The organism is Desulforamulus aeronauticus DSM 10349 (genome assembly GCF_900142375.1).
Lineage (GTDB): Bacteria > Bacillota > Desulfotomaculia > Desulfotomaculales > Desulfotomaculaceae > Desulfotomaculum > Desulfotomaculum aeronauticum.
Genome location: NZ_FRAR01000010.1, coordinates 49,504 through 70,898, shown reverse-complemented (window position 1 = coordinate 70,898; position 21,395 = coordinate 49,504). Strand labels below are relative to the sequence as shown.

18 protein-coding genes are annotated in these 21,395 nt (G+C 46.5%); 16 read left to right on the top strand and 2 right to left on the bottom strand.

Annotation, left to right across the window (positions count from 1 at the left end; translation table 11 throughout):
- Positions 1-83 precede the first annotated feature (83 nt).
- Entirely contained in the window at positions 84-767 is a 684-nt protein-coding gene (gene hisIE / locus BUA78_RS06550) for a bifunctional phosphoribosyl-AMP cyclohydrolase/phosphoribosyl-ATP diphosphatase HisIE (RefSeq protein ID WP_072912241.1), read from the top strand.
- Positions 768-819: 52 nt separating this feature from the next.
- Here hisIE and BUA78_RS06545 read toward each other — a convergent pair whose 3' ends face one another.
- Positions 820-1,281, bottom strand: a complete 462-nt coding sequence (locus tag BUA78_RS06545) for a hypothetical protein (protein ID WP_072912238.1) — start codon at positions 1,279-1,281, stop codon at positions 820-822.
- Between the two features lie 145 nt (positions 1,282-1,426).
- Between BUA78_RS06545 and pcrA the strand changes: the two genes are divergently transcribed.
- From pcrA to BUA78_RS06520, 5 genes are all read left to right on the top strand, one after another.
- Positions 1,427-3,601 (top strand): DNA helicase PcrA, encoded by a 2,175-nt coding sequence (gene pcrA, locus BUA78_RS06540; RefSeq protein WP_072912236.1) that lies wholly within the window; start codon positions 1,427-1,429, stop codon positions 3,599-3,601.
- 29 nt (positions 3,602-3,630) lie between these two features.
- Entirely contained in the window at positions 3,631-4,509 is an 879-nt protein-coding gene (locus BUA78_RS06535; protein ID WP_072912233.1) for a lipid II flippase Amj family protein, read from the top strand.
- A gap of 19 nt (positions 4,510-4,528) precedes the next feature.
- The gene (ligA, locus tag BUA78_RS06530) at positions 4,529-6,535 is read left to right on the top strand and encodes an NAD-dependent DNA ligase LigA (protein WP_072912230.1); all 2,007 of its coding nucleotides are present in this window, start codon (positions 4,529-4,531) and stop codon (positions 6,533-6,535) included.
- A gap of 137 nt (positions 6,536-6,672) precedes the next feature.
- On the top strand, positions 6,673-7,848 hold the full coding sequence (locus tag BUA78_RS06525) for a PQQ-binding-like beta-propeller repeat protein (protein WP_072912228.1): 1,176 nt from the start codon (positions 6,673-6,675) through the stop codon (positions 7,846-7,848).
- A 3-nt stretch (positions 7,849-7,851) separates the two neighbouring features.
- On the top strand, positions 7,852-9,213 hold the full coding sequence (locus BUA78_RS06520) for an S-layer homology domain-containing protein (RefSeq protein WP_072912225.1): 1,362 nt from the start codon (positions 7,852-7,854) through the stop codon (positions 9,211-9,213).
- A 48-nt stretch (positions 9,214-9,261) separates the two neighbouring features.
- Here the strand turns inward: BUA78_RS06520 and BUA78_RS06515 are convergent, their stop codons facing one another.
- Positions 9,262-9,699: a RidA family protein gene (locus BUA78_RS06515; RefSeq protein ID WP_072912222.1), complete on the bottom strand. Its 438-nt coding sequence runs from the start codon at positions 9,697-9,699 to the stop codon at positions 9,262-9,264.
- A gap of 176 nt (positions 9,700-9,875) precedes the next feature.
- Here BUA78_RS06515 and gatC point away from each other — a divergent pair, with 176 nt between their 5' ends.
- From gatC to BUA78_RS06465, 10 genes are all read left to right on the top strand, one after another.
- Positions 9,876-10,157: an Asp-tRNA(Asn)/Glu-tRNA(Gln) amidotransferase subunit GatC gene (gatC, locus tag BUA78_RS06510; RefSeq protein ID WP_072912220.1), complete on the top strand. Its 282-nt coding sequence runs from the start codon at positions 9,876-9,878 to the stop codon at positions 10,155-10,157.
- A gap of 126 nt (positions 10,158-10,283) precedes the next feature.
- Positions 10,284-11,741: an Asp-tRNA(Asn)/Glu-tRNA(Gln) amidotransferase subunit GatA gene (gatA, locus tag BUA78_RS06505; RefSeq protein ID WP_072912217.1), complete on the top strand. Its 1,458-nt coding sequence runs from the start codon at positions 10,284-10,286 to the stop codon at positions 11,739-11,741.
- A gap of 12 nt (positions 11,742-11,753) precedes the next feature.
- Positions 11,754-13,193 (top strand): Asp-tRNA(Asn)/Glu-tRNA(Gln) amidotransferase subunit GatB, encoded by a 1,440-nt coding sequence (gene gatB / locus BUA78_RS06500; RefSeq protein WP_072912214.1) that lies wholly within the window; start codon positions 11,754-11,756, stop codon positions 13,191-13,193.
- A 277-nt stretch (positions 13,194-13,470) separates the two neighbouring features.
- Positions 13,471-15,081 carry an L-lactate permease gene (locus tag BUA78_RS06495; RefSeq protein ID WP_072912212.1) on the top strand — a complete coding sequence of 537 codons (1,611 nt, stop codon included), beginning with the start codon at positions 13,471-13,473 and terminating at the stop codon, positions 15,079-15,081.
- A gap of 343 nt (positions 15,082-15,424) precedes the next feature.
- Complete coding sequence (gene nifV, locus BUA78_RS06490; protein ID WP_072912209.1) at positions 15,425-16,558, top strand: homocitrate synthase; 1,134 nt, start codon at positions 15,425-15,427, stop codon at positions 16,556-16,558.
- Positions 16,530-17,816 (top strand): 3-isopropylmalate dehydratase large subunit, encoded by a 1,287-nt coding sequence (locus BUA78_RS06485; protein WP_072912207.1) that lies wholly within the window; start codon positions 16,530-16,532, stop codon positions 17,814-17,816. The genes nifV and BUA78_RS06485 overlap by 29 nt, the downstream gene beginning before the upstream one ends.
- A gap of 8 nt (positions 17,817-17,824) precedes the next feature.
- Positions 17,825-18,325, top strand: coding sequence for a 3-isopropylmalate dehydratase small subunit (locus BUA78_RS06480; RefSeq protein ID WP_072912204.1), 501 nt, complete (start codon positions 17,825-17,827; stop codon positions 18,323-18,325).
- 12 nt (positions 18,326-18,337) lie between these two features.
- Positions 18,338-19,339, top strand: coding sequence for an isocitrate/isopropylmalate dehydrogenase family protein (locus BUA78_RS06475; RefSeq protein WP_072912201.1), 1,002 nt, complete (start codon positions 18,338-18,340; stop codon positions 19,337-19,339).
- Positions 19,340-19,615: 276 nt separating this feature from the next.
- Complete coding sequence (locus BUA78_RS06470) at positions 19,616-19,999, top strand: carbohydrate-binding protein (RefSeq protein WP_072912198.1); 384 nt, start codon at positions 19,616-19,618, stop codon at positions 19,997-19,999.
- Positions 20,000-20,147: 148 nt separating this feature from the next.
- On the top strand, positions 20,148-21,383 hold the full coding sequence (locus BUA78_RS06465; RefSeq protein ID WP_072912195.1) for a glycosyltransferase family 4 protein: 1,236 nt from the start codon (positions 20,148-20,150) through the stop codon (positions 21,381-21,383).
- Positions 21,384-21,395: the final 12 nt, after the last annotated feature.

The window sequence follows — 21,395 nt, the reverse complement described above, 5'->3', positions numbered from 1 at the left end:
ATAGCACCATACCCCATATTAACCTTACAGTTATTATATGAAACGGCAAACGGGCGTGAAGTTTTTCTAAGGGGGATTTACAATTGCAGTTTGCTATTGAGAGCTTAAAGTTTAACGAAGCGGGTCTTATTCCTGCCATTGTGCAGGAGGTAGACACAAAAGAAGTTTTAATGATGGCCTGGATGAACCGGCAAGCCGTGGAGAAAAGCCTTGCTACTGGGGAGGTCTGGTTTTACAGCCGCAGCCGTCAGAAGATGTGGAAGAAGGGTGAAGCCTCCGGTCATGTCCAAAAGTTAAAGGGTTTTTACTACGATTGTGATGCGGATACCTTATTGGTGCTAGCCCAGCAGGTAGGTGGCGCCGCTTGTCATGAGGGGTATAGCTCTTGCTTCCATTATCAAGTGCAGCCGGATGGCGTAGTCACCACCGCAGGGCAACAAAAATTCAACCCGGCGGAAGTTTATGGTCAAAGACAGTCTGCTGCCGGGCCGGAGATTATGGATGAACTGTTTGAGGTGATTCTTGGCCGTAAGGCAGAGATGCCCGAAGGTTCCTATACCACCTATTTATTTGATAAGGGTGTTGACAAGATCTGCAAGAAAGTAGGAGAAGAAAGCGCCGAGGTTATTATCGGTGCCAAGAACAACAACAAAGAAGAACTCGCTTACGAAGCGGCGGATCTAATGTACCACCTGTTGGTGCTGTTAGCCAACCAGGAAGTATCCATCGGAGAAGTCTATGAACAATTGGCCAAGAGAAGAAAATAGCACTCAGGGGGCGTCGCGAAAAAATAATTTTGCGACGCCCCCTGAGTATTTATTAAGAAATTTTATTAACGTTAGTTAACTTGGCTTCATGTTTAACTAATTTCAACAAAGCATAGTCTAAATTGTTATTAATATCGCTAAGTTCTCGGAGGATCCGTTCGGCGTTATCATTTTGCACTTCCCTGGCATCATAAAGGGCACGAATTTTATCAATTATTTCATTCTCCATGCGGGTTTCCAAACGCATCTGACAGGTTTCCAGTCTATTCATTCTGGTTTCCAAACGCACCTGGCCATCTTTAAGTTCGCCAATATCTGCTTTAATTTTACCACTGTCTGCTTTAAGTTCGCCAATATCTACTTTAATTTTACCATTGTCTGCCTTAAGTTCACCAATGTCTGTCTTCATTTCCTGTTGGCCTTTTTCCAAGCTGTCCATTCTACAATCCAGCTTGTCCATCTGTAGGTTTAGAGATTGTAGTTCTTGAAGGATTTGGGCTAATACCTTTTCCATTTGCTAATCCTCCCAAAATCATATCTTCAAAGACTCCCCCTGTTGACTTCCTTCACTCAACTATAAAACCAGTGGTAATAGATGTCAATGGAATGTTATAATGTACTGTGTTTCTTTTCATAACACTTACCAGACGGAGGAAATTATGGACATTTTAGCGAATTTGAACCCTGCCCAAGCAGAAGCGGCAGGACATACGGCAGGGCCCCTGCTGGTGTTAGCCGGGGCAGGTTCCGGCAAGACCCGGGTGCTGACCCACCGGATTGCCTACATCTTGAATCAAGGGGTACCCCCTTATAACATACTGGCCATCACCTTTACCAATAAAGCGGCGGCAGAAATGAGGAACCGGGTGGAACAACTGATGCCGGAGGCGGCCCGGGACCTGTGGGTAACCACCTTTCACAGCGCTTGTCTGCGCATTTTGAGGAGGGAAATTCAGGCCTTAGGCTATAATACGTCCTTTTCTATTTATGACGATGCGGACCAACAAACTCTGATGAAGGAATGTCTTAAGGAGTTGGAGATCGATGAAAAGCGTTTCCAACCTCGAGCCATCCTATCTGCCATTTCCGGGGCCAAAAACAAACTTATGTCGCCGGCCCAGTACGAGAGGCAGGCCTTTGAATATTTTGAGCAAGTGGCTGCCAGAGTTTATCGCTCCTATCAGGAGAAACTATTTAAAAATAATGCCCTGGACTTTGACGATTTACTAATGCTTACCGTACGTCTATTTCAAGAGAATCCCCATGTGCTGGGGTATTATCAGACAAAATTTAAATATATCCTGGTGGATGAATACCAAGATACCAACCATACCCAATATACACTGGTCAATATGCTGGCCGAACGTCATCGCAACGTATGTGTAGTGGGGGACCCCAACCAGTCTATTTATAAATGGCGGGGTGCTGATATTAATAACATCCTGAGTTTTGAAAGGGACTATCCCGAAGCCAAAGTGGTGAAATTAGAGCAAAATTATCGTTCCACCGGCACTATTTTGCAAGCTGCCAATACAGTGATTAAGAACAATCTGGAGGCTAAGGAATTAAAGCTCTGGACCTCCCAGGGAGCAGGGGAGCTCATTCACGTTTTCCGGGCAGAAAGTGAACGTTTTGAGGGCCATTATATAGCCGATCGGATCAAAGATCTGCATTTCACCAAAAATCGCAAATACAATGACATAGCCATACTCTACCGCACCCATGCTCAATCCCGTGTCTTTGAAGAAGTTTTTCTCCGATTGGGGATTCCCTATACCATCTTTGGTGGCCTAAAATTCTACGAGCGTAAAGAGATTAAAGATTTGTTGGCTTACCTAAGGGTGCTGATTAATCCGGTGGACAGCCAAAGCCTGAACCGGATTATCAATGTTCCCAAACGAGGCATTGGGGCAGCCTCCTTAGAAAAAATCAACAACTTTGCCCTGGAGCGGGATGTAACGCTCTTGATCAGCCTGGCCATGGTGGATGATATACCGGGTGTGCCAGCCAAAGCACGCAAGCAGTGTCGGCTGTTAGCCGATTTGTTAGCCTTGCTCAAGCAGCAGGCTCAGTTCCTTTCAGTAACCGAAATTGCCGAAGAGGTAATCAAGACCACCGGCTACCGGGCGGAGTTAGAAGCAGAGGATACAGTAGAATCGCGCACCCGTTTGGAGAACTTACAGGAATTCCTGACCGTTACCCGGGAATATGACAAACAACATGGTGAAGAGGGTGGTTTGGCAGATTTCCTCTCCACCATCTCTCTGGTAACCGATCTGGATCGGCATGACCCAGCAGCTGACCAAGTAGTGATGATGAGTTTGCACAGTGCCAAGGGTCTGGAATTTCCGGTGGTATTTTTAACTGGCCTGGAGGAAGGTGTATTTCCCCACAGCCGAGCCCTTTACGATCAGGAAGAACTGGAGGAAGAACGACGCTTGGCCTATGTAGGAATCACCCGGGCCAAGGAGCAATTACATTTAACCCACTGTTGGGAAAGAACTCTCTTTGGTCGTACCAATATGAATCCGAAATCCCGATTTTTGGAAGAGATTCCCGTGGAGCTAACCGTTGGACAGAGCCCCGTTAAAAAAACAATTCCTAGCCAGGCTAGTTCGGCGATTTTTGGTACAGCCGGTAAAACCACCGCCCCTACAGCGTCAGCAGCCCCCAAATCCTTCTTGCTGGGGGATCGGGTGAGCCATAAAAAATGGGGTGAAGGGGTCATTGTCAAGGTTAAAGGTGAAGGTGGCGATGCAGAATTAACCGTAGCCTTCCCGCAGCAGGGCTTAAAAACCCTGATTGCCCAATTTGCCCCTTTAGAAAAAGTCTAAAATGGTAACACTACTGGCGGAGGAATACCATGGACCGCTTAATGATTGTGGTGGTTTTAACTGCCGTTATACATTTGATTAATACGTTAATTTACTCAGTGCGACCGGCCGGGGTGATCACGAAACGGCTGGCGACTGCCTATTCCCTGTTTAATGTCATCTTTTTAATTGCCCAAACTTCCAATATGCTGCAGGCCCCGCTGTTAGGTTCTATTGTTGATTTGACCATCAAAAGAGGCAGCGAAGCAGCGGGGAGGGCGGTGCAGTATATCAATACACCCGGTTACCAACAGGAGCTCTTAGTTCTTGATCACGAAATGAGAATCATCCTCTTGGGGGCTACCCTGGGAACCTTAGTGGGAGTTTTCTTTATCCCCGCCTTTATCGGCTTTTTTGTTCGAGGGATTGATTTGTTCGACCAAGTGAAATCCGTACCTAAGATGATGGGTAAGATTTTATGCTCACCCCTCAAGGTGGGGAAATCCTTGAAAGGCGCGGTACGGATTCCTAATCGGCAGTTTTTTAAACAAGCCCTGACGGAGAAGTTAACCATACCTAGGAAATTTCTCATTCTAAATATTGTCATTACCGGTGTTTATACCACGGCGGTTTTATCATCCATGTATGCTTGTGCTTTGTACCCGGATTTTCGTACTACGACTGCCTATCTGTCCGGTGTCATTAATGGGATTGCCACCATTTTGTTTGCCACCGTGGTGGACCCCACCGCTGCCAGCATTACCGACCAGGCGCTAAGGGGTGAAAGGCCGGAACAGGATGTTAGGCAAATGTCCTTTTACCTGGGCATCACCCGCCTGCTAGGCACCGTCCTGGCTCAAATCATCTTTATTCCGGCAGCTTATATCATCCAATATGTTGCTAAGTTAATAGCCCAAGGTGGTTTCTAAAATACAGGGGGGATAGGTTTTGGTTGATGATTGTAAGGGTAAAGATCGGGTAGAGGCATTGCGCCGGGAGATTCATCGCCATAATTATCAGTACTATGCCCTAGATAATCCTACCATTCGTGATGACGAATATGATCAATTAATGCGAGAATTACTGCAAATAGAAGAAAAGTACCCGGAACTGGTGACCGCGGATTCCCCAACCCAGCGAGTGGGAGGCGTGGTGCAGAAGGGGTTTACCTCGGTGCCCCATAGAGTTCCTATGCTTAGCCTGAGCAATGCCTTTGATGAAGGAGATTTGCGGGAATTCGACCGGCGGGTGCACAATAATTTGCCTGGTGAAGAAGTTTCCTATGTGGTGGAATTAAAGATTGATGGTTTAGCCATTTCCCTCTGGTACGAAAAGGGTATGTTTGTTCGGGGTGCCACCCGTGGTGACGGTGAAATGGGCGAGGATATTACCGTAAACCTAAGAACTGTGAAAGCGATCCCGTTACGCTTAACGGAAGAGGTGCCTTTTATCGAGGTACGGGGCGAGGCTTATATGCCCAAGGATTCCTTTTTGCGTTTAAATGAGGCTCGGGAGGAAGCCGGCGAGCAGCTCTTTGCCAATCCACGCAATGCCGCGGCAGGCAGTTTGCGGCAGTTGGATCCCAGAATCACTGCTTCCCGTAACCTAAGTGTTTTTATGTATGCCATTGGTTTTTTGGCAGGAAACAATCCCGGCAGTCATGACAAAGGACTGGCTTGGCTGAGGGAGCTTGGTTTCCGGGTAAATCCTGAACACAAGGTCTGTCAGGATATCCAGGAAGTGATTGCCTATTGTCAGCAGTGGCAGGCGAAACGGTTTGATTTACCCTATGCCATTGACGGCATGGTGATTAAGGTAAGTTCATTGGAACAGCAAGAACGTTTAGGGGCTACTTTGAAAAGTCCCCGTTGGGCGATTGCCTACAAGTTTCCAGCCGAGCAGGCCGTCAGTACCATTAAAGACATTATCCTGCGGGTGGGGCGGACCGGGGTAGTAACACCCACCGCTCTCCTGGAGCCGGTACAGTTGGCAGGAACCATCGTTAGCAAAGCTACCCTGCACAATGAAGATATTATTCTGCAAAAGGATATTCGCATTGGTGATAAGGCTTTGGTACAAAAGGCCGGTGATATTATCCCGGAAATTGTTCAGGTGTATCCCGAACAGCGTACCGGTCAGGAGATTCCCTTTACGATCCCTACCACCTGCCCGGAATGTGATGCACCGGTGGTGAGGGTAGAGGGAGAGGCAGCTCACCGCTGTACCAACGAGAATTGCCCTGCCAAATCCCGGGAAGGAATTATTCACTTTGTTTCTAGGGGAGCCATGGATATTGTGGGGCTGGGAGAAGGCATTATTAATCAGCTTATTCGAAGTAACTTGGTGAAGGATCCGGCGGATCTCTATGATTTACAATATGAAGAGTTAATTCGTTTGGAGCGCATGGGAGCGCGTTCATCCCAAAAGCTGCTGGATGCCCTGGCAGCCAGCAAAAATAATTCTCTGTCCCAATTGCTATTTGGTCTGGGAATTCGACATGTGGGAGAGCGAGCGGCAAAAATCTTAGCCCAGCATTTTGGCTCCCTAGCCGCCATTCGGAAGGCCCAGGTGGAGGATTTAACCAACATTCCAGAAATCGGCCCTAGGATTGCCGAAAGTCTGGTGGAATATTTCAACAAACCGGAGAACCAGACACTTATAGAGCGGTTGGCCAAGGCTGGTGTCAATATGCAGGAACAACTGGTACAGCCAGCGCCAGGTGAACAAACTCTGGCAGGCAAAACCTTCGTCGTTACCGGGACACTACAAGGCTTCTCCCGTCAGGATGCCCAGCAAGCCATTGAAAAACTGGGGGGCAAAGTTTCCGGCAGTGTTAGCAAAAAAACCGACTATGTGGTGGTGGGAGAAAACCCTGGTTCGAAGCACGAAAAGGCCCTTCAATTGGGTGTTACCGTTTTAGATGAAGAGGGGTTTATTGCTTTGCTAGAAAGTTGATAGTCTAAGGAGTCCCCGGACAACGGGGATTTTTTCTTTTAAGCTTTCCGGTTTACGGCCGATAACTTTATTATAAGCTGTTTGTGGGAAGGAATTGCCAACTCAAGTCAAGAAGAAAGTCCCAAGGGGGGTTGCTTATGAAAAGATGGGTATTCCTAGTAACACTGATTATTTTTTCTCTGGGAGCCACCAGCCCGCTGCTGGCTGCCGGTAGATTTGATCCCTATGGCCAAGTAAAGTGGCAGGTGGAGAAGGCTGGCAAGCCTTCTGCGGAGGTTACAGTTACAGAGAATGGTCTGCTATATTACCCGGTAGGCAATAAAATCATCTGCTATGATGTCAATACCGGTACCAAGCTATGGGAAAGAAAGATGGAAGTGGGCGGAAAAATAACGGAGCCCCTGTTGGTAGAGGGACAAGACCTATACGCCACCGGTACAGAGGGTGTACAACAGATGAAACCAAATGGTAGTCTCAATTGGGTCTACCGTGTTTATCCCAAACCCAAGGGTAACAGCAGTAGTGGCGTAGTCTCCAAGGGCCCTGAAGATCTTCTTTATGTTGGGGTAGCGGATGGGCTATATGCGGTGGAGCCGCAGAAAAATTTTAAATGGCGCTACTCAGACGAGAAAAATGTTGTACAGCTCCTAGGGGATCAAGAGGCGGTCTACGTTTGTACCGGGGGCAAGGAAGAGGGCTATAGTTTACGAGCTTTGGACCGTCAAGGGGAGCGCATATGGCATAAGGGTTTGGGAACCCTGAAGAATGTTCGTATGGCCTTTGGGCCGGATGGGCGTTTATATGTCGTTACCAACCCGGCCCAAGTTGATAGAAACACATCGGGTGAAATTCTCTGCCTAGACAAGGACACTGGCCAAGAGATTTGGCGTTATGGTGTGAAAACCGATGACCTGTCTAGTTTGGCTTTTTCCTCGGATAAAACTCTATTCTTGTCAGGACAAAACAAACTCCTTGCTTTAAACCTTGCCGATGGTTCTCTTCGTTGGAATGTGCCACTCTTAAATCTTTCTTCTGGAGTGGCAATTGACAATGCCAAGCAGCGCTTATATGCAGGCAGCAAGGACGGGCGCATCTTTTGTGTCAGTTTTACCGGCCGATTGATCTGGGACAAAGAAATTGACAAAACGATCAATCAAACCCTCCACAAGGATGGTGGCATCATGATTGATAAAGGTAAGGATGATAAGGACAGTATCACTAAAACGCCGGTGTTTTTAAAGGACGGGGGAATTGTCGTCTGTACGGATAAAGGTGCTATCTATAAATTTGTGGATGTCCATAAGGAGAGTTAAATTATGAAGTTTTTCTTAAAAGGTTTCATTCTGACCCTGGTTTTGTTGGTTTTTTCCACCACTGGCTGGGCGGCCAATACCGCACAACAACAGGCCCCCTATTTGACGGATATACAAGGCCACTGGGCTAAGCCTGCGGTGGAAAAGGTTTACGCCCTGGGTCTGGATAAAGGGTTTCCCGATGGCACCTTCCGACCCACTCAAGCGGTGCAGTGTTTAGAAGCGATTACAACCATTTTAAACAGTACGGGCTACAAAGAGCAGGTGGCCAAGATTAAACGAGCCAAAAACGCTCCGGCCGGCCCGTATCCAGTGCCCCGGGATCAGAACTATATGGATTTTGCAGTACAGCAAAAATTTATTCCCTCTGATTTGTTAAAAACGTTTAAGTATGACCGTCCCATTAGTCGTGGTGAGTTAGCGACCCTGTTGGCCAATACACTTTACTTAATGCCACCAGACACAGGCAAAATTTTTACCGACGGTGACACCATGCCAGCCGAATATTTGGCTGCGGCTCAGGCAGTCAACGACCAGGGCCTTATGTCTGGTTACCCGGATGGAAGTTTTCGTCCCCAGGCATCGGTGAGCCGGGGAGAACTGGCAGCCATTTTAAACAAGCTCTACGACCAGGGGTGGGTTAAGGTAGATGCCAAAAGAAAAATTGATGGTTGGGTAGCTGGTGTTGCCCAGGGAAAAAAGGGATTAGAAGTTGAAGTGAATTCTCTCAAAGGGACTCAGAAAATTGCCGTCAGTGAAAACTGTCAGGTCTACTATCTAGGGCAGATGATGGATATTCAACAAATCGTTAACTACCGTATCGCAGGGATTTTAGACGACAGGCGGCAGTTGGCCTTTCTGGAGTTGCTGGAGAGACGAAGCTTTTCGCCCGTACAAAGGGATACCTATGGCAGCTTCCTTCGCTTGGCCGAAGGGGAACCGCTGATGTTCACAGTAAAGGATTTGCTTTGTGAAGAAGTGGATTACCCTGTGGCTTGGGATGCTGTGATTACAGACGAAAAGTCCAAAAGTAAAAGCAGTAAGGATTTATTGAAAAAAATCAAAGTAGACCAGTTTGTTAAGCTTGGTATCACTTCCGGCGGCACCATTAAAGAAATCACATTGCTGGATGTGAAGAATATCAGCGGGGATATTGACCGAATTGACAGAGCCCTATATTTGAAATCAAGCAAGAGTAGCAGCAAAAAATATGTACCAGATCGTTTCTATGGCTGGGATGCGGGGCGCCTAGTGGATAAGGACGGTGAGGAAATCAGTAGTGTCAGTGAAAATGATAAGGTAAAGATCCTTTATATTGGCGAACCCTTTTATGAGCGAGTCTTGGAAATTCAAAAGCTAAAGTAAAAATAAAAAGGACATGGATCAAAAACAGCCATGTCCTTTTTGACGCTACTAACCCCCGCAGCCGCAACCGCCGCTGGAACCATGACCATGACCATGTTCATGTCCGGGTGCAGCAATGACTTCAATTTCAACGCCTACGTCCTTAGGCAGACGGGCCACCTGCACCAGAGAGCGGGCAGGAGAAGGGGAGGGGAAGTACTCGCCATAGATTTGGTTGATTTTCTCAAAGTCGTTCATGTCTTTAATAAAGACCGTAGTTTTCACCACGTGTTCCATACCGGCACCGGCTGCTTGTAAAACAGCCTTAACATTGTCCAATACACGGCGGGTTTGGGCCTGAATATCGCCAGGTACAATAGCTCCATTGGCGGGGTCAAGGGGAATTTGACCTGAGGTGAAGAGTAACGGTCCAAAGGCAATCGCCTGGGAGTAAGGACCGATGGCTGCCGGTGCCTGATCGGTGCTGATGACTCTTTTGTTGTGCATGAAGTTACCTCCTTTTTTATGAAAGGGAAAATAGTCATAATTAGCGTACCCAAAAATAATTCAACCATGAAATATCTTTTGGTAAAATGGCATCTAAATTATGCCTATGTTGCACCATAAAAGCCAATTTTGGTATAATATTGTCAGTTTTCTAAATGAAAAGGAAGGTGTACCAGTTGATATCTAAACAGGATGTAGATCATGTGGCACTCTTAGCCCGATTGGAGCTAACCGAAGAGGAAAAGGAATTGTACACCCAACAGTTAAATAAAATCCTCAATGCTGCTAAGGCTTTACAGGAAGTAGATACAGATAATATACCCCCCACCGCCCATGTATTACCCATTCAGAATGTCTTTAGGGAGGATCGCGTGGGCAAAAGCATTGACCCCGAAAAGGCATTGGCTATCGCTCCCGAACGGGAGGAGAGCTTTTTTAAGGTGCCGAAGATCGTCTAGCTTATGGGAGCAAGCTAAGGGGTCGGTTATTGGCCTTTAGCCGTTGGCCATTGACAAAGATTTCCCCAAACCTTTTAAAAACCCTACTCCTACAAACCACGATATAAACTAGAAGGAGGAACCATTTTGGATCTCTACCAGTTAACCGCCCATCGGCTCCATGAAATGCTGGTTAAGAAAGAAGTCTCCGCTGCCGAGATTACGAAGGCAGTTTTTCAACGCATTGAGCAGGTGGAAGATAAAGTAAATTCCTATATCACCTTGACCCAGGAAACAGCCGAAGCCCAGGCTGCCGAGGTGGACAAAAGACTGGCTGCTGGCGAAGCCATTGAACCACTGGCTGGTATTCCTGTGGCCCTTAAGGATAATTTATGTACAGAGGGTATTCGTACCACTTGTGCTTCTAAAATGCTGGGGGATTTTGTCCCGCCTTACACTGCCACCGCCGTACAGAGGCTTTACGATGCTAACCTAGTGTTGGTTGGCAAAACGAACCTGGATGAGTTTGCCATGGGTTCTTCCACAGAAAACTCAAAATTTCATTTAACCCACAATCCCTGGGATGCCGAACGGGTACCCGGCGGGTCCAGTGGCGGGTCTGCTGCTGCTGTGGCCGCTGGACAAGCCATTGTTTCTTTAGGTACAGATACCGGTGGTTCCATTCGTCAACCTGCTTCCTATTGCGGTGTGGTAGGCATGAAACCCACCTACGGCGGGGTTTCCCGTTATGGTGCAGTGCCCTTTGCCTCCTCCCTGGATCAAATAGGTCCCATTACTAAAGATGTCACTGATATGGCTCATATGTTAAATGTTATTTGCGGTCATGATCCCTTGGACAGCACCTCAGCCAATCTACAGCACCCGGATTTTACAAAATATCTGGTTAATGACATTAAGGGTCTGAAGATTGGAGTACCCAAGGAATATTTGGCGGAGGGTATTGACTCCCAAGTTAAAAATCGGATCAAAGAAGCTATCGAAAAAATGACCGAACTGGGTGCCTATGTGGAAGAAACCAGCATGCCCCATACGGACTATGCCATGCCCGCTTATTATCTGCTGGCCACCGCCGAAGCCAGTTCCAATTTGGCCCGTTACGATGGTGTGAGCTTTGGTTTCCGGGTAGCAGATGCCGAGGATATAGTAGATATGTTTAAACGTAGCCGTAGCCAAGGTTTTGGCGATGAAGTTAAACTGAGGATTATGCTGGGAACATATTCCCTGTCGGCTGGTTATTATGATGCTTATTACCTCAAGGCCCTTAAGGTACGTACCCTGATTAAACAGGATTTTGATCAGGCCTTGGAAAAATACGATCTGTTATTAGGCCCCACTTCACCCAGTACCGCCTTTAAAATTGGGGAATTGATTAATGACCCCATTAAGATGTATTTACAGGATATCTGCACCATCCCGGTGAATTTAGCCGGTCTACCAGCCATTTCTCTCCCTTGTGGTTTAGTTAATAATCTACCTGTGGGGTTACAATTAATCGGTAAAGCCTTTGATGAAGGTACCCTATTGCAGGCGGCCTTTACCTTTGAACAAAATACCGAACATCATAGGCTACGGCCGGAACTATAGGGGGTGGCGCAAATGACACAATACGAAACCGTCATTGGTATTGAAGTACACGTAGAGTTAAAGACCAATACAAAAATCTTTTGCAACTGCACCACTGAGTTCGGGGGTGAGCCCAATCATCATACCTGTCCTGTCTGTCTGGGTCTACCCGGCACATTGCCTGTATTAAACAAAAAGGTAGTGGAATATGCTGTAAGGGCTGGTTTAGCCCTTAACTGCCAGGTGGCGGAATTCTCTAAATTTGATCGCAAAAACTACTATTACCCAGATTTACCGAAAAACTATCAAGTATCTCAGTTCGATCTGCCCATTGCCCGTCAGGGCTACGTGGAGGTCGAGGTAGAGGGGCAAATTAAGCGGATTGGCATTCACCATATGCATATGGAAGAGGATGCTGGTAAATTGGTGCACCAGGGTAATATTATGACCACACCTTACTCCCTGGTGGATTATAACCGTGGTGGCATGCCTTTAATAGAAATTGTTTCCGAGCCAGATATGCGTTCCCCTGAGGAAGCCCGGGCCTATGTAGAAAAGCTAAGGGCCATTATTCAATACACCGGTGTTTCTGATTGTCGTATGGAAGAAGGCAGCCTGCGCTGTGATGTTAATATTTCTGTACGTCCCGTGGGTCAGCAGGAACTTGGTACTAAAGCGGAAATAAAAAACCTCAACTCCTTCCGGGCCTTACAAAGGGCAGCGGCCTATGAAGTGGAAAGACAAATTAGTGTTCTGGAAACCGGCGGCAGGGTGATTCAGGAGACCCGTACCTGGGACGAAGCCAAAGGCATTACCGTATCCATGCGCAGTAAGGAAGAGGCTCACGATTATCGGTACTTCCCAGACCCGGATTTGGTACCTGTAGTGCTGGACAACCAATGGATTGAATTCATCAAGGATTCTCTGCCCGAGTTACCAGACCAACGTCGCAGTCGCTATGTGGAACAATATGGTTTACCAGAGTACGATGCAACCATTCTAACCTTAACCAAAGAAATGTCCGATTACTTTGAAGAAATCATCGGGCATTATGATAAACCTAAGGTTATTAGCAACTGGATGATGGGTGAAATGTCTCGCCTATTAAACGTAAGCGGTACTGACATAACCGCCTGCAAAATTAAACCGCTTCAGTTGGCAGAACTGGTGAAGCTAATTGATCAGGGTACCATCAGTGGTAAAATTGCTAAGACGGTTTTTGAAGAAATGTTTGAATCCGGAAAAGATCCAGCAGTGATCGTAAAGGAAAAGGGTCTGGTGCAAATTTCTGACGAGGGAGCCATAGCCTCGGTGGTGGATGAAATGATTGCTGCCAATCCCAAATCGGTGGAGGATTTTAAGGCCGGCAAAGATAAAGCCATTGGCTTCCTAGTGGGTCAAGTGATGAAAGCCACCAAAGGTAAGGCCAACCCAGACGTAGTTAATAAACTACTCCGGGAAAAACTGCAGTAGAAAGTCTCTTTGCAGATTTAAAGCAAGAACTGTTTCTAACATGAATGAGTTTATTTGGAGAGTAGTTTCCGAAGGGAACTACTCTCCATTTTAATTTAAACGAAATATTCTAAGTTTTACATCAAAAGGAGCAGGAAAATAGTGCTAAGAAGCCAATGTTTTGTAGTAAACCATTTTGCTAAAGTACCTGAAAGTACATCTTCTGAAAAAGGTAGGTGAAAAAGCAAAATCTAGGTCTAGCTAGCAAATAATTACAGAAAGGTGGTACATCACATCTATGACCTGGACTCAGGATTATAACCCCCTTGGTAGTCTCCTCTTATCTACATTAATCGCACTTATGCCAATCGCATTTTTTTTCTGGGCTTTGGCAGTTAAGAAAATGAAAGGACATATTGCAGGCTTAACCACGGTTCTTATTGCCGTTATCATTTCTGTTATAGCCTATGGTATGCCCGCCGGCATGGCAGTGACTTCCACTGTTTATGGTGCACTCACTGGTTTATGGCCCATTGGTTGGATTGTGATTAACGCAGTTTTTCTTTATAAGATTACCGTAAAAACCGGGCAATTTAATATTATTCGTTCTTCTATTACATCTCTCACCGATGATCGCCGTCTACAGGTCTTATTAATTGCTTTTTCCTTTAGTGGCTTTATCGAAGGTGCCGCTGGTTTTGGTACCCCGGTAGCCATTGCCGCAGCGCTGTTAGTGGGTTTGGGCTTTAAACCCTTATATGCAGCAGGTCTCTGCATGATTGCCAATACAGCTCCGGTGGCCTTTGGTGCCATTGGTATCCCTGTGATTACTGCAGCCAAAACGACGGGTCTGGCTGCTACTGATATAGCTGCAGTTGCTGGTTTGCAACTGGGTATCCTAGCTGTGATCGTTCCTTTCTGGGTGGTTTTTGCTATGGCAGGGCTGAAGGGTGTTATGGAAGTACTGCCAGCTATTTTGGTATCGGGCTTATCCTTCGGTATCACCATGTGGGCCTCAGCAACCTTTATGGGACCGGAACTGCCCGCCATTATTGCTTCCTTGGTTTCTCTATTTGCTTTAGCCCTTTTCCTAAAAGTTTGGCGTCCGGCTAAAGTATTTAGGTTTGAGGATGAAGCCAAGTCTACCCTTAATCCCCATGTGAAGTATACCACTGGACAAATTGTCAAAGCCTGGTCTCCCTTTGTTGCCCTCACTGGCTTCATCACCCTGTGGGGTGTTCCTTCAGTGAAGACTGCTTTGAAGGCCTACGACATTGCTATACCCGTGCCGGGACTGGACAAATTAGTTATGAAGGCTGCTCCTATTGTGGCCAACCCCACACCCTATGCTGCGGTGTACACCTTTGACTGGCTGGCTGCAGCTGGCACCGGTATTTTGCTGGCGGCATTATTATCCATGTTCCTTGTGCGGATGAGCTTTGGACAATGGGTTGCCACCTATTTCGAAAACTTAAAAGAGTTAACCTTTCCCCTGATTACCATCGCCTGTGTGTTAGGCTTTGCTTACATTGCAAATTACTCTGGTATGAGTGCTACCATGGGTCTGGCTGCTGCTAAGACCGGCAGCTTTTTCCCCTTCTTTGCCCCCATTTTGGGCTGGTTGGGGGTATTCCTCACAGGAAGTGATACCTCTTCCTGCGCACTGTTTGGTAACCTACAGAAGATTACTGCCGATCAAATCGGTGTAAGTTCCACTCTAACCGTTGCTGCCAACGCCACCGGTGGTGTAGCCGGTAAAATGATCTCACCTCAATCTTTAGCAGTAGCAGCTGCCTCCACAGGGTTGGTAGGTCGAGAATCTGAGATCTTCCGGTATACTCTGAAACATAGTATTGGCATGGTATTGTTACTTTCGGTGATGACTTACTTGATGTCTTTTATGATGTAATAACATCGTTCACAAAGAGGGAGTGGCGCAAAATTATTTTTTGCGCCACTCCTTCTTTGGCTTTCGTCCTCAGCAATTCATTGTGCAACAGCCTCTTTTCTTGTGGAAATATGTGCAGAAATATATACAAATTAAAAAGTGTACAAAAAATAGTGTCTAAATAATGGTTCATAATACGCAATATGAAATATAGAGCAATGGAAAGATATTAGAAAATATTTTAAATTAATCGTCCAAAACTGGATATAGCTATGTATACAGTATAAATGCAGCACAAACATATCCCTGAACGAATCTTTTGTGGTAACATATCCTTTATAGTTATTGTTTTGGAGGTGTCCTAATGGAAAAAAGAAAAATCTGGATTGTTGATACAACCCTGCGAGACGGTGAACAAACTGCTGGGGTGGTTTTTGCCAATCGCGAAAAAATCAGGATTGCCAAATTTTTAGATGAATTAGGTGTAGACCAAATAGAAGCGGGGATTCCAGTCATGGGCGGGGATGAACAAGATGCGATTAAACAAATCTGCAGCTTGGGTCTGAAGGCCAGTATCATGGGTTGGAACCGGCCGGTTATCAGAGATATTGAAGCGTCTTTGGCCTGTGGAGTAGATGCCCTAGCGATCTCCATTTCCACCTCTGACATTCACATTAAACATAAGCTCAAGACCAGTCGCGAGTGGGTATTGGAACATATGGTGCGGGCTACTGAGTTTGCCAAAAAAGAGGGCGTTTATGTATCGGTGAACGCCGAGGATGCTTCCCGCAGTGATATGAACTATCTCATAGAATTTGCTAAGGCTGCCAAGCAGGCTGGAGCAGACCGCCTGCGGTACTGTGATACAGTAGGTATCATGGAGCCCTTTACCACCTATGAAAAAATTAAAACTTTAAAAGAAGCCGTTGATATTGAGGTTGAAATGCATACGCACAACGACTTTGGTATGGCTACTGCCAATGCCTTTGCCGGTGTGAAGGCTGGTGCCAATTGGGTAGGGGTTACCATTATGGGTCTGGGTGAACGGGCCGGTAACTCACCTTTGGAAGAAGTAGTCATGGCATTAAAACACCTCTATGATATTGATCTTAATTTCAAGACCGAGATGTTCCGGGAAGTTGCCGAGTATGTGGCCCGGGCTTCCGGTCGTGAACTGCATTGCAGTAAGGCTATTGTGGGTTCCAATATGTTCGCTCATGAATCGGGTATTCATGCTGATGGAGCCATTAAAAATCCTAAAACCTATGAGGCCTTTCAGCCGGAAGAAGTGGGTCTGGAACGTCAAATTGTTATTGGTAAACACTCCGGCTCTGCTTCTTTAAGAATGAAATTTGCTGAGTATGGCATTGACTTATCCAAAGAAGAAGCGGAGGATCTGCTGCCAAAGATTCGTTCTGCCTCGGTTTCCCTAAAGCGTTCTTTGTTTGACAAAGAATTGGTTTATATTTATGAAGACCATTTCGGAAAGAGGGATTAATTTGGGCAAGACTATCATAGAAAAAATTCTCACTTCCCATAGCGGTCAGGAGTGCCAAGCCAACGACATTGTGGTGGCAACGGTTGACTTTGTGATGGGACAGGACGGCACTTCACCTTTGGCCATCCGTGCTTACGAGAACATGGAAGGCCAGGAGTTATTTAACCCGGATAAGGTTGCCCTGGTCATTGATCATAGCTCCCCCAGCCCCTTGGAAGGTGTTTCAGCGTTACACACCATTATGCGTAATTTTGCTAAACAAAAGGGCTGCCGAATTTATGATATTGGTGAGGGTGTTTGCCATCAACTTATCCCGGAAAGTGGTCAGGTGGGCCCCGGCAGCTTAGTGATTGGTGCCGACAGTCACACCTGCACCTATGGCGCTCTCAATGCCTTTTCCACCGGGGTAGGTTCAACCGATCTAGCAGGTGGCTTGGTATCCGGCAAAATGTGGTTTAAGGTGCCGGAAACAATTAAGTTTGTTTGCAACGGCGTACTGCCCGCCGGTGTTTATGCTAAAGATTTGATTCTTTACCTAATGGGTCAAGTTACCGCCGATGGTTGCACCTACATGGCTGCTGAGTATACCGGTGAAGCGATTCAAGCCCTTTCCATGGAAGGGCGTTTTACCGTTGCCAATATGGCTATCGAAATGGGAGCCAAGGCGGGTCTGATGGAAGCCGATGAGAAAACCTTCTCTTGGCTGCGTCAATTTACGGAGCAAGAATTCACCGCTGTTAGTGCCGACCCGGATGCTCAGTACCATAAAGTTCTAACCTTTGATGTTTCTGAACTGGAGCCCCAGGTGGCGAAACCCCACCGGGTGGATAACGTTTCCCCCTTGTCTGAGGTGGCAGGTACTCCCATCCAACAGGCCTTTATCGGCACTTGCACCAATGGCCGTCTAGAAGATTTACGGATCGCGGCTGCCATTTTGGCAGGTAAAAAAGTGCACCCTGATGTTAGGCTTATTGTGGCCCCGGCATCCCGCAAGGTATATTTAGATGCCATGAACGAAGGGATTATCCAACGCTTGGTGGAAGCTGGTGCTGCAGTAGTTACGCCGGGCTGTGGTCCCTGCGTAGGGACCCATAATGGAGTGCCCTCCGATGGTGAAACGGTAATTTCCACCGCTAATCGTAATTTTAAGGGCCGTATGGGTAACAGCAATGCCGAAATTTATTTAGCTTCTCCTGCCAGCGTGGCAGCCTCTGCCCTAACTGGCGTTATTACCGATCCCAGACAATTTATGAAGTAGGTGAGGCCATGAAATTTCAAGGAAAATGCCACAAGTTTGGCAATGATGTGAATACCGATTATATCATTTCTGGTAAATATAAATTTAAGACCCTGGACATGAATGAGCTGGCTAAGCACGTGATGGAAGATCTGGACCCGGATTTTTACAGTAAAGTGACTGCGGGGGATTTTATCGTAGCGGGCAATAATTTTGGCTGTGGTTCATCTCGGGAACAGGCACCCCTGGCCATTAAGCATGCGAATATTGGTGCAGTATTGGCTAAATCCTTTGCCCGAATTTTTTATCGCAACGCCATTAATACCGGTTTACCGGTGTTGGAATGTGATACTGACTTGATTGATGCCGGTGATGTGTTGGATATCGACTTGTCCCAAGGCGTCATCATCAATCGTACCAAAGATATGAAGATAGCTGTAAAACCCTTGCCCCAGGTAATGATTAAGATCCTTCATGATGGTGGTTTAGCGCCCCACTTCCGTAAGCACGGCGGTTTTAACTTTGACTAGGGGGTGTGGACCATGCATCTTGTTACGCTAATCCCCGGAGATGGTATTGGCCCGGAGATTACCAATGCTGCCAGGCAAGTTATCGAGGCCTCGGGAGTAGCCATTCAGTGGGAAGTAGTAGAGGCTGGGGCTGATCTCATACCCTCCTACGGGACACCCCTGCCAGACTATGTACTGGACTCTATTCGTCGGAATAAAGTGGCTCTTAAGGGCCCCATCACAACACCGATCGGGAAAGGGTTCCGTAGTGTCAATGTAACGCTGCGTCAAGAATTGGATCTTTATGCTAACCTGCGACCCTCTCGCAACATCCCCAATGTTTTTAGCCGTTATCAGGAAGTGGACTTGCTGGTGGTACGGGAAAATACCGAGGACTTGTATGCCGGAGTGGAACACCGGGTGGGGAAGGATGCTGCGGAGAGTATTAAAATTATTACCCGGGAAGCCTCCGAGCGGATTGCCCGTTTTGCCTTTGAAACGGCTAGGAGCCAGGGAAGGCAAAAGGTGACGGCGGTGCATAAAGCTAATATTATGAAGCTTTCCGATGGCTTGTTTTTGGAAAGTGTTCGGACGATAGCGGAGCAATACCCCACGATTATCTATGAAGAAATGATTGTAGATGCCATGTGCATGAAGCTGGTACAGGAACCAGAGCAGTATGATGTATTGGTGCTGCCCAATCTTTATGGTGATATTGTTTCCGACTTGTGTGCGGGTTTAGTGGGTGGTTTGGGTGTGGCTCCCGGGGCCAATATTGGTCAGAGTTACGCTGTGTTCGAGGCTGTGCACGGCAGTGCACCCCAACTGGCAGGTCTTAATCAGGCCAATCCCCTGGCTCTCATCCTGTCTGGAGTCATGATGCTGCGTCATCTAGGTGAGTTCGCTAGCGCCAAGCGCATTGAAACAGCGGTGATTGAAGTACTGGCTGAAGGGAAACAGCTCACCTTTGACTTAGGCGGCCAAGCCACTACTACGGATATGGCCGAGGCGATTATAGAAAAGTTACGTAGATAAAAAAACAAACCATAAGCTGTTGGCTTGTCGGTTTAAATAAGAACCCTTTCCTTCGTAATGTTAGCTATTGGGTAAGCCAAATTTTTAGGTATTGATAAAAGTCCCGAAAGCCTATGGCTTAGGGAGTAGTATAGAAAAAGTCACCTTTGGGTGGCTTTTTGTATTTTATTTACAAAATGTCTACGAATGGGCTAAAGTCATAATATTTACCTCCTATAAAGAAGGGTACAGTTTCAGATACTAATTATGAACCTAATGCTAAAAGGAGGTGCATTTATGTCCAATAGAACAAATTTTGGGGAAGATGTCTTGGGAGCCTATCGTTTAAAGGATATGCACGATGCTCAATTTCCCGGCGGCGTTGTTGTTGATCCTACACCCATTACTGCCGGGCAGGATGTAGTTGTTTTTTATAACGGTTTGCTAGCCAATAGTGGTGCACAGGAAGTGTATATGCATTGTGGGTTTGGCAACAACCAGCACTGGAATGGTGTACAGGATGCGCGCATGGCCAAGACTGGTTTTGGTTTTGTCAAGTCAATGACTATGCCGGATATCCATACCCAGTTCAATTTCTGTTTTCACGACAATGCCATGAATTGGGACAACAATAATGGCCATGACTGGACCTTCCAAGTTCATAACGGTACCATGAATTAACCCTAATGGGCCCTCCCTACTGGCTTGCCGGTAGGGTTTTTTTAGTGTACTATACACCTTTTAGTAAGGCCAAGTTTTTCTACTAAAAAACAAGAAGTTGGTAAATACTAGCCAAGACTACGAATTAATAGAGAAGGGTGTGTAGAGTTTGAGGGTAATTGTTTTTTCCTGGGAATACCCACCCGCGAGTGTAGGCGGACTTGCTTCGCATGTTTATGACTTGACCCTGGCGATGGCCCAACAGGGAGACGACATCCATGTTATTACCCGAGGTAATGCAGGTACACCGGAATACGAAAATGTCCACGGTGTACATGTATATCGAGTGAATCCTTTTAGGGTATCCTCTGCGGATTTTATAACCTGGGTAATGCAATTAAATCTAGCCATGCTGGAGAGAGCTTTACCGTTACTGCAAGAATTGGGAGAAGTAGACATTGTACATGCCCATGATTGGCTGGTGACCTACGCAGCCAAAGTGTTAAAACATACCTATAAGTTACCATTACTATCGACCATCCATGCTACCGAGTGGGGGAGGCACAATGGATTACATAACAATATACAACGTCATATTAGTGACATCGAGTGGTGGTTAACTTACGAGTCTTGGCGAGTCATTTGCTGCAGTTATTATATGCAGGGACAACTAAAACACATATTCCAATTGCCGGAAGATAAACTACGGGTGATTCCCAATGGTGTGGATCCGGAAAACTTTCGATATGATTCCCAGTCTCTGGTAAAAAGGCTTCAATATGCCGCTCCGATGGAAAAGATTGTCTATTACATGGGAAGGCTGGTGCCGGAAAAAGGTGTGCAAGTATTAATTGATGCCATACCAAAGATTTTACAATATCAACCAAATACAAAATTTGTCATAGCCGGTACCGGGCCCTTTGAAGGAGAGTTAAAACAAAAAGCAGATCAAAGGGGAGTTGCTCACAGAATCTACTTTACGGGTTATGTCGATGATAAAACCCGTAATAGCTTATATCATTTTGCAGATGTGGCGGTATTTCCCAGTCTGTACGAACCCTTTGGTATCGTAGCACTGGAGGCTATGGCAGCGAAAACCCCGGTGGTGGTATCGGATAATGGGGGGTTGGGTGAAATCGTTGAACATGGAGTTAACGGTATGAAGGCTTATACCGGTAATGCTAACTCTTTGGCCGATAATATTTTACATATTTTAATGGACCCGTTGTCTGCCCGGAAAATCCAAGAAAGAGCCTATCAGGAAGTGGTGGAAAAGTATCATTGGTCCGGCATTGCTCAAAAGACCCGGCAAGTGTATCAGGAAGTGGTGGATGCCCACCGGATGGCTCCCTGGAGACAGCAAGCCAAAGGAAAACTAATGGGTAAATTGGTAAGGGTACATTGAGAGGAAGAGTCA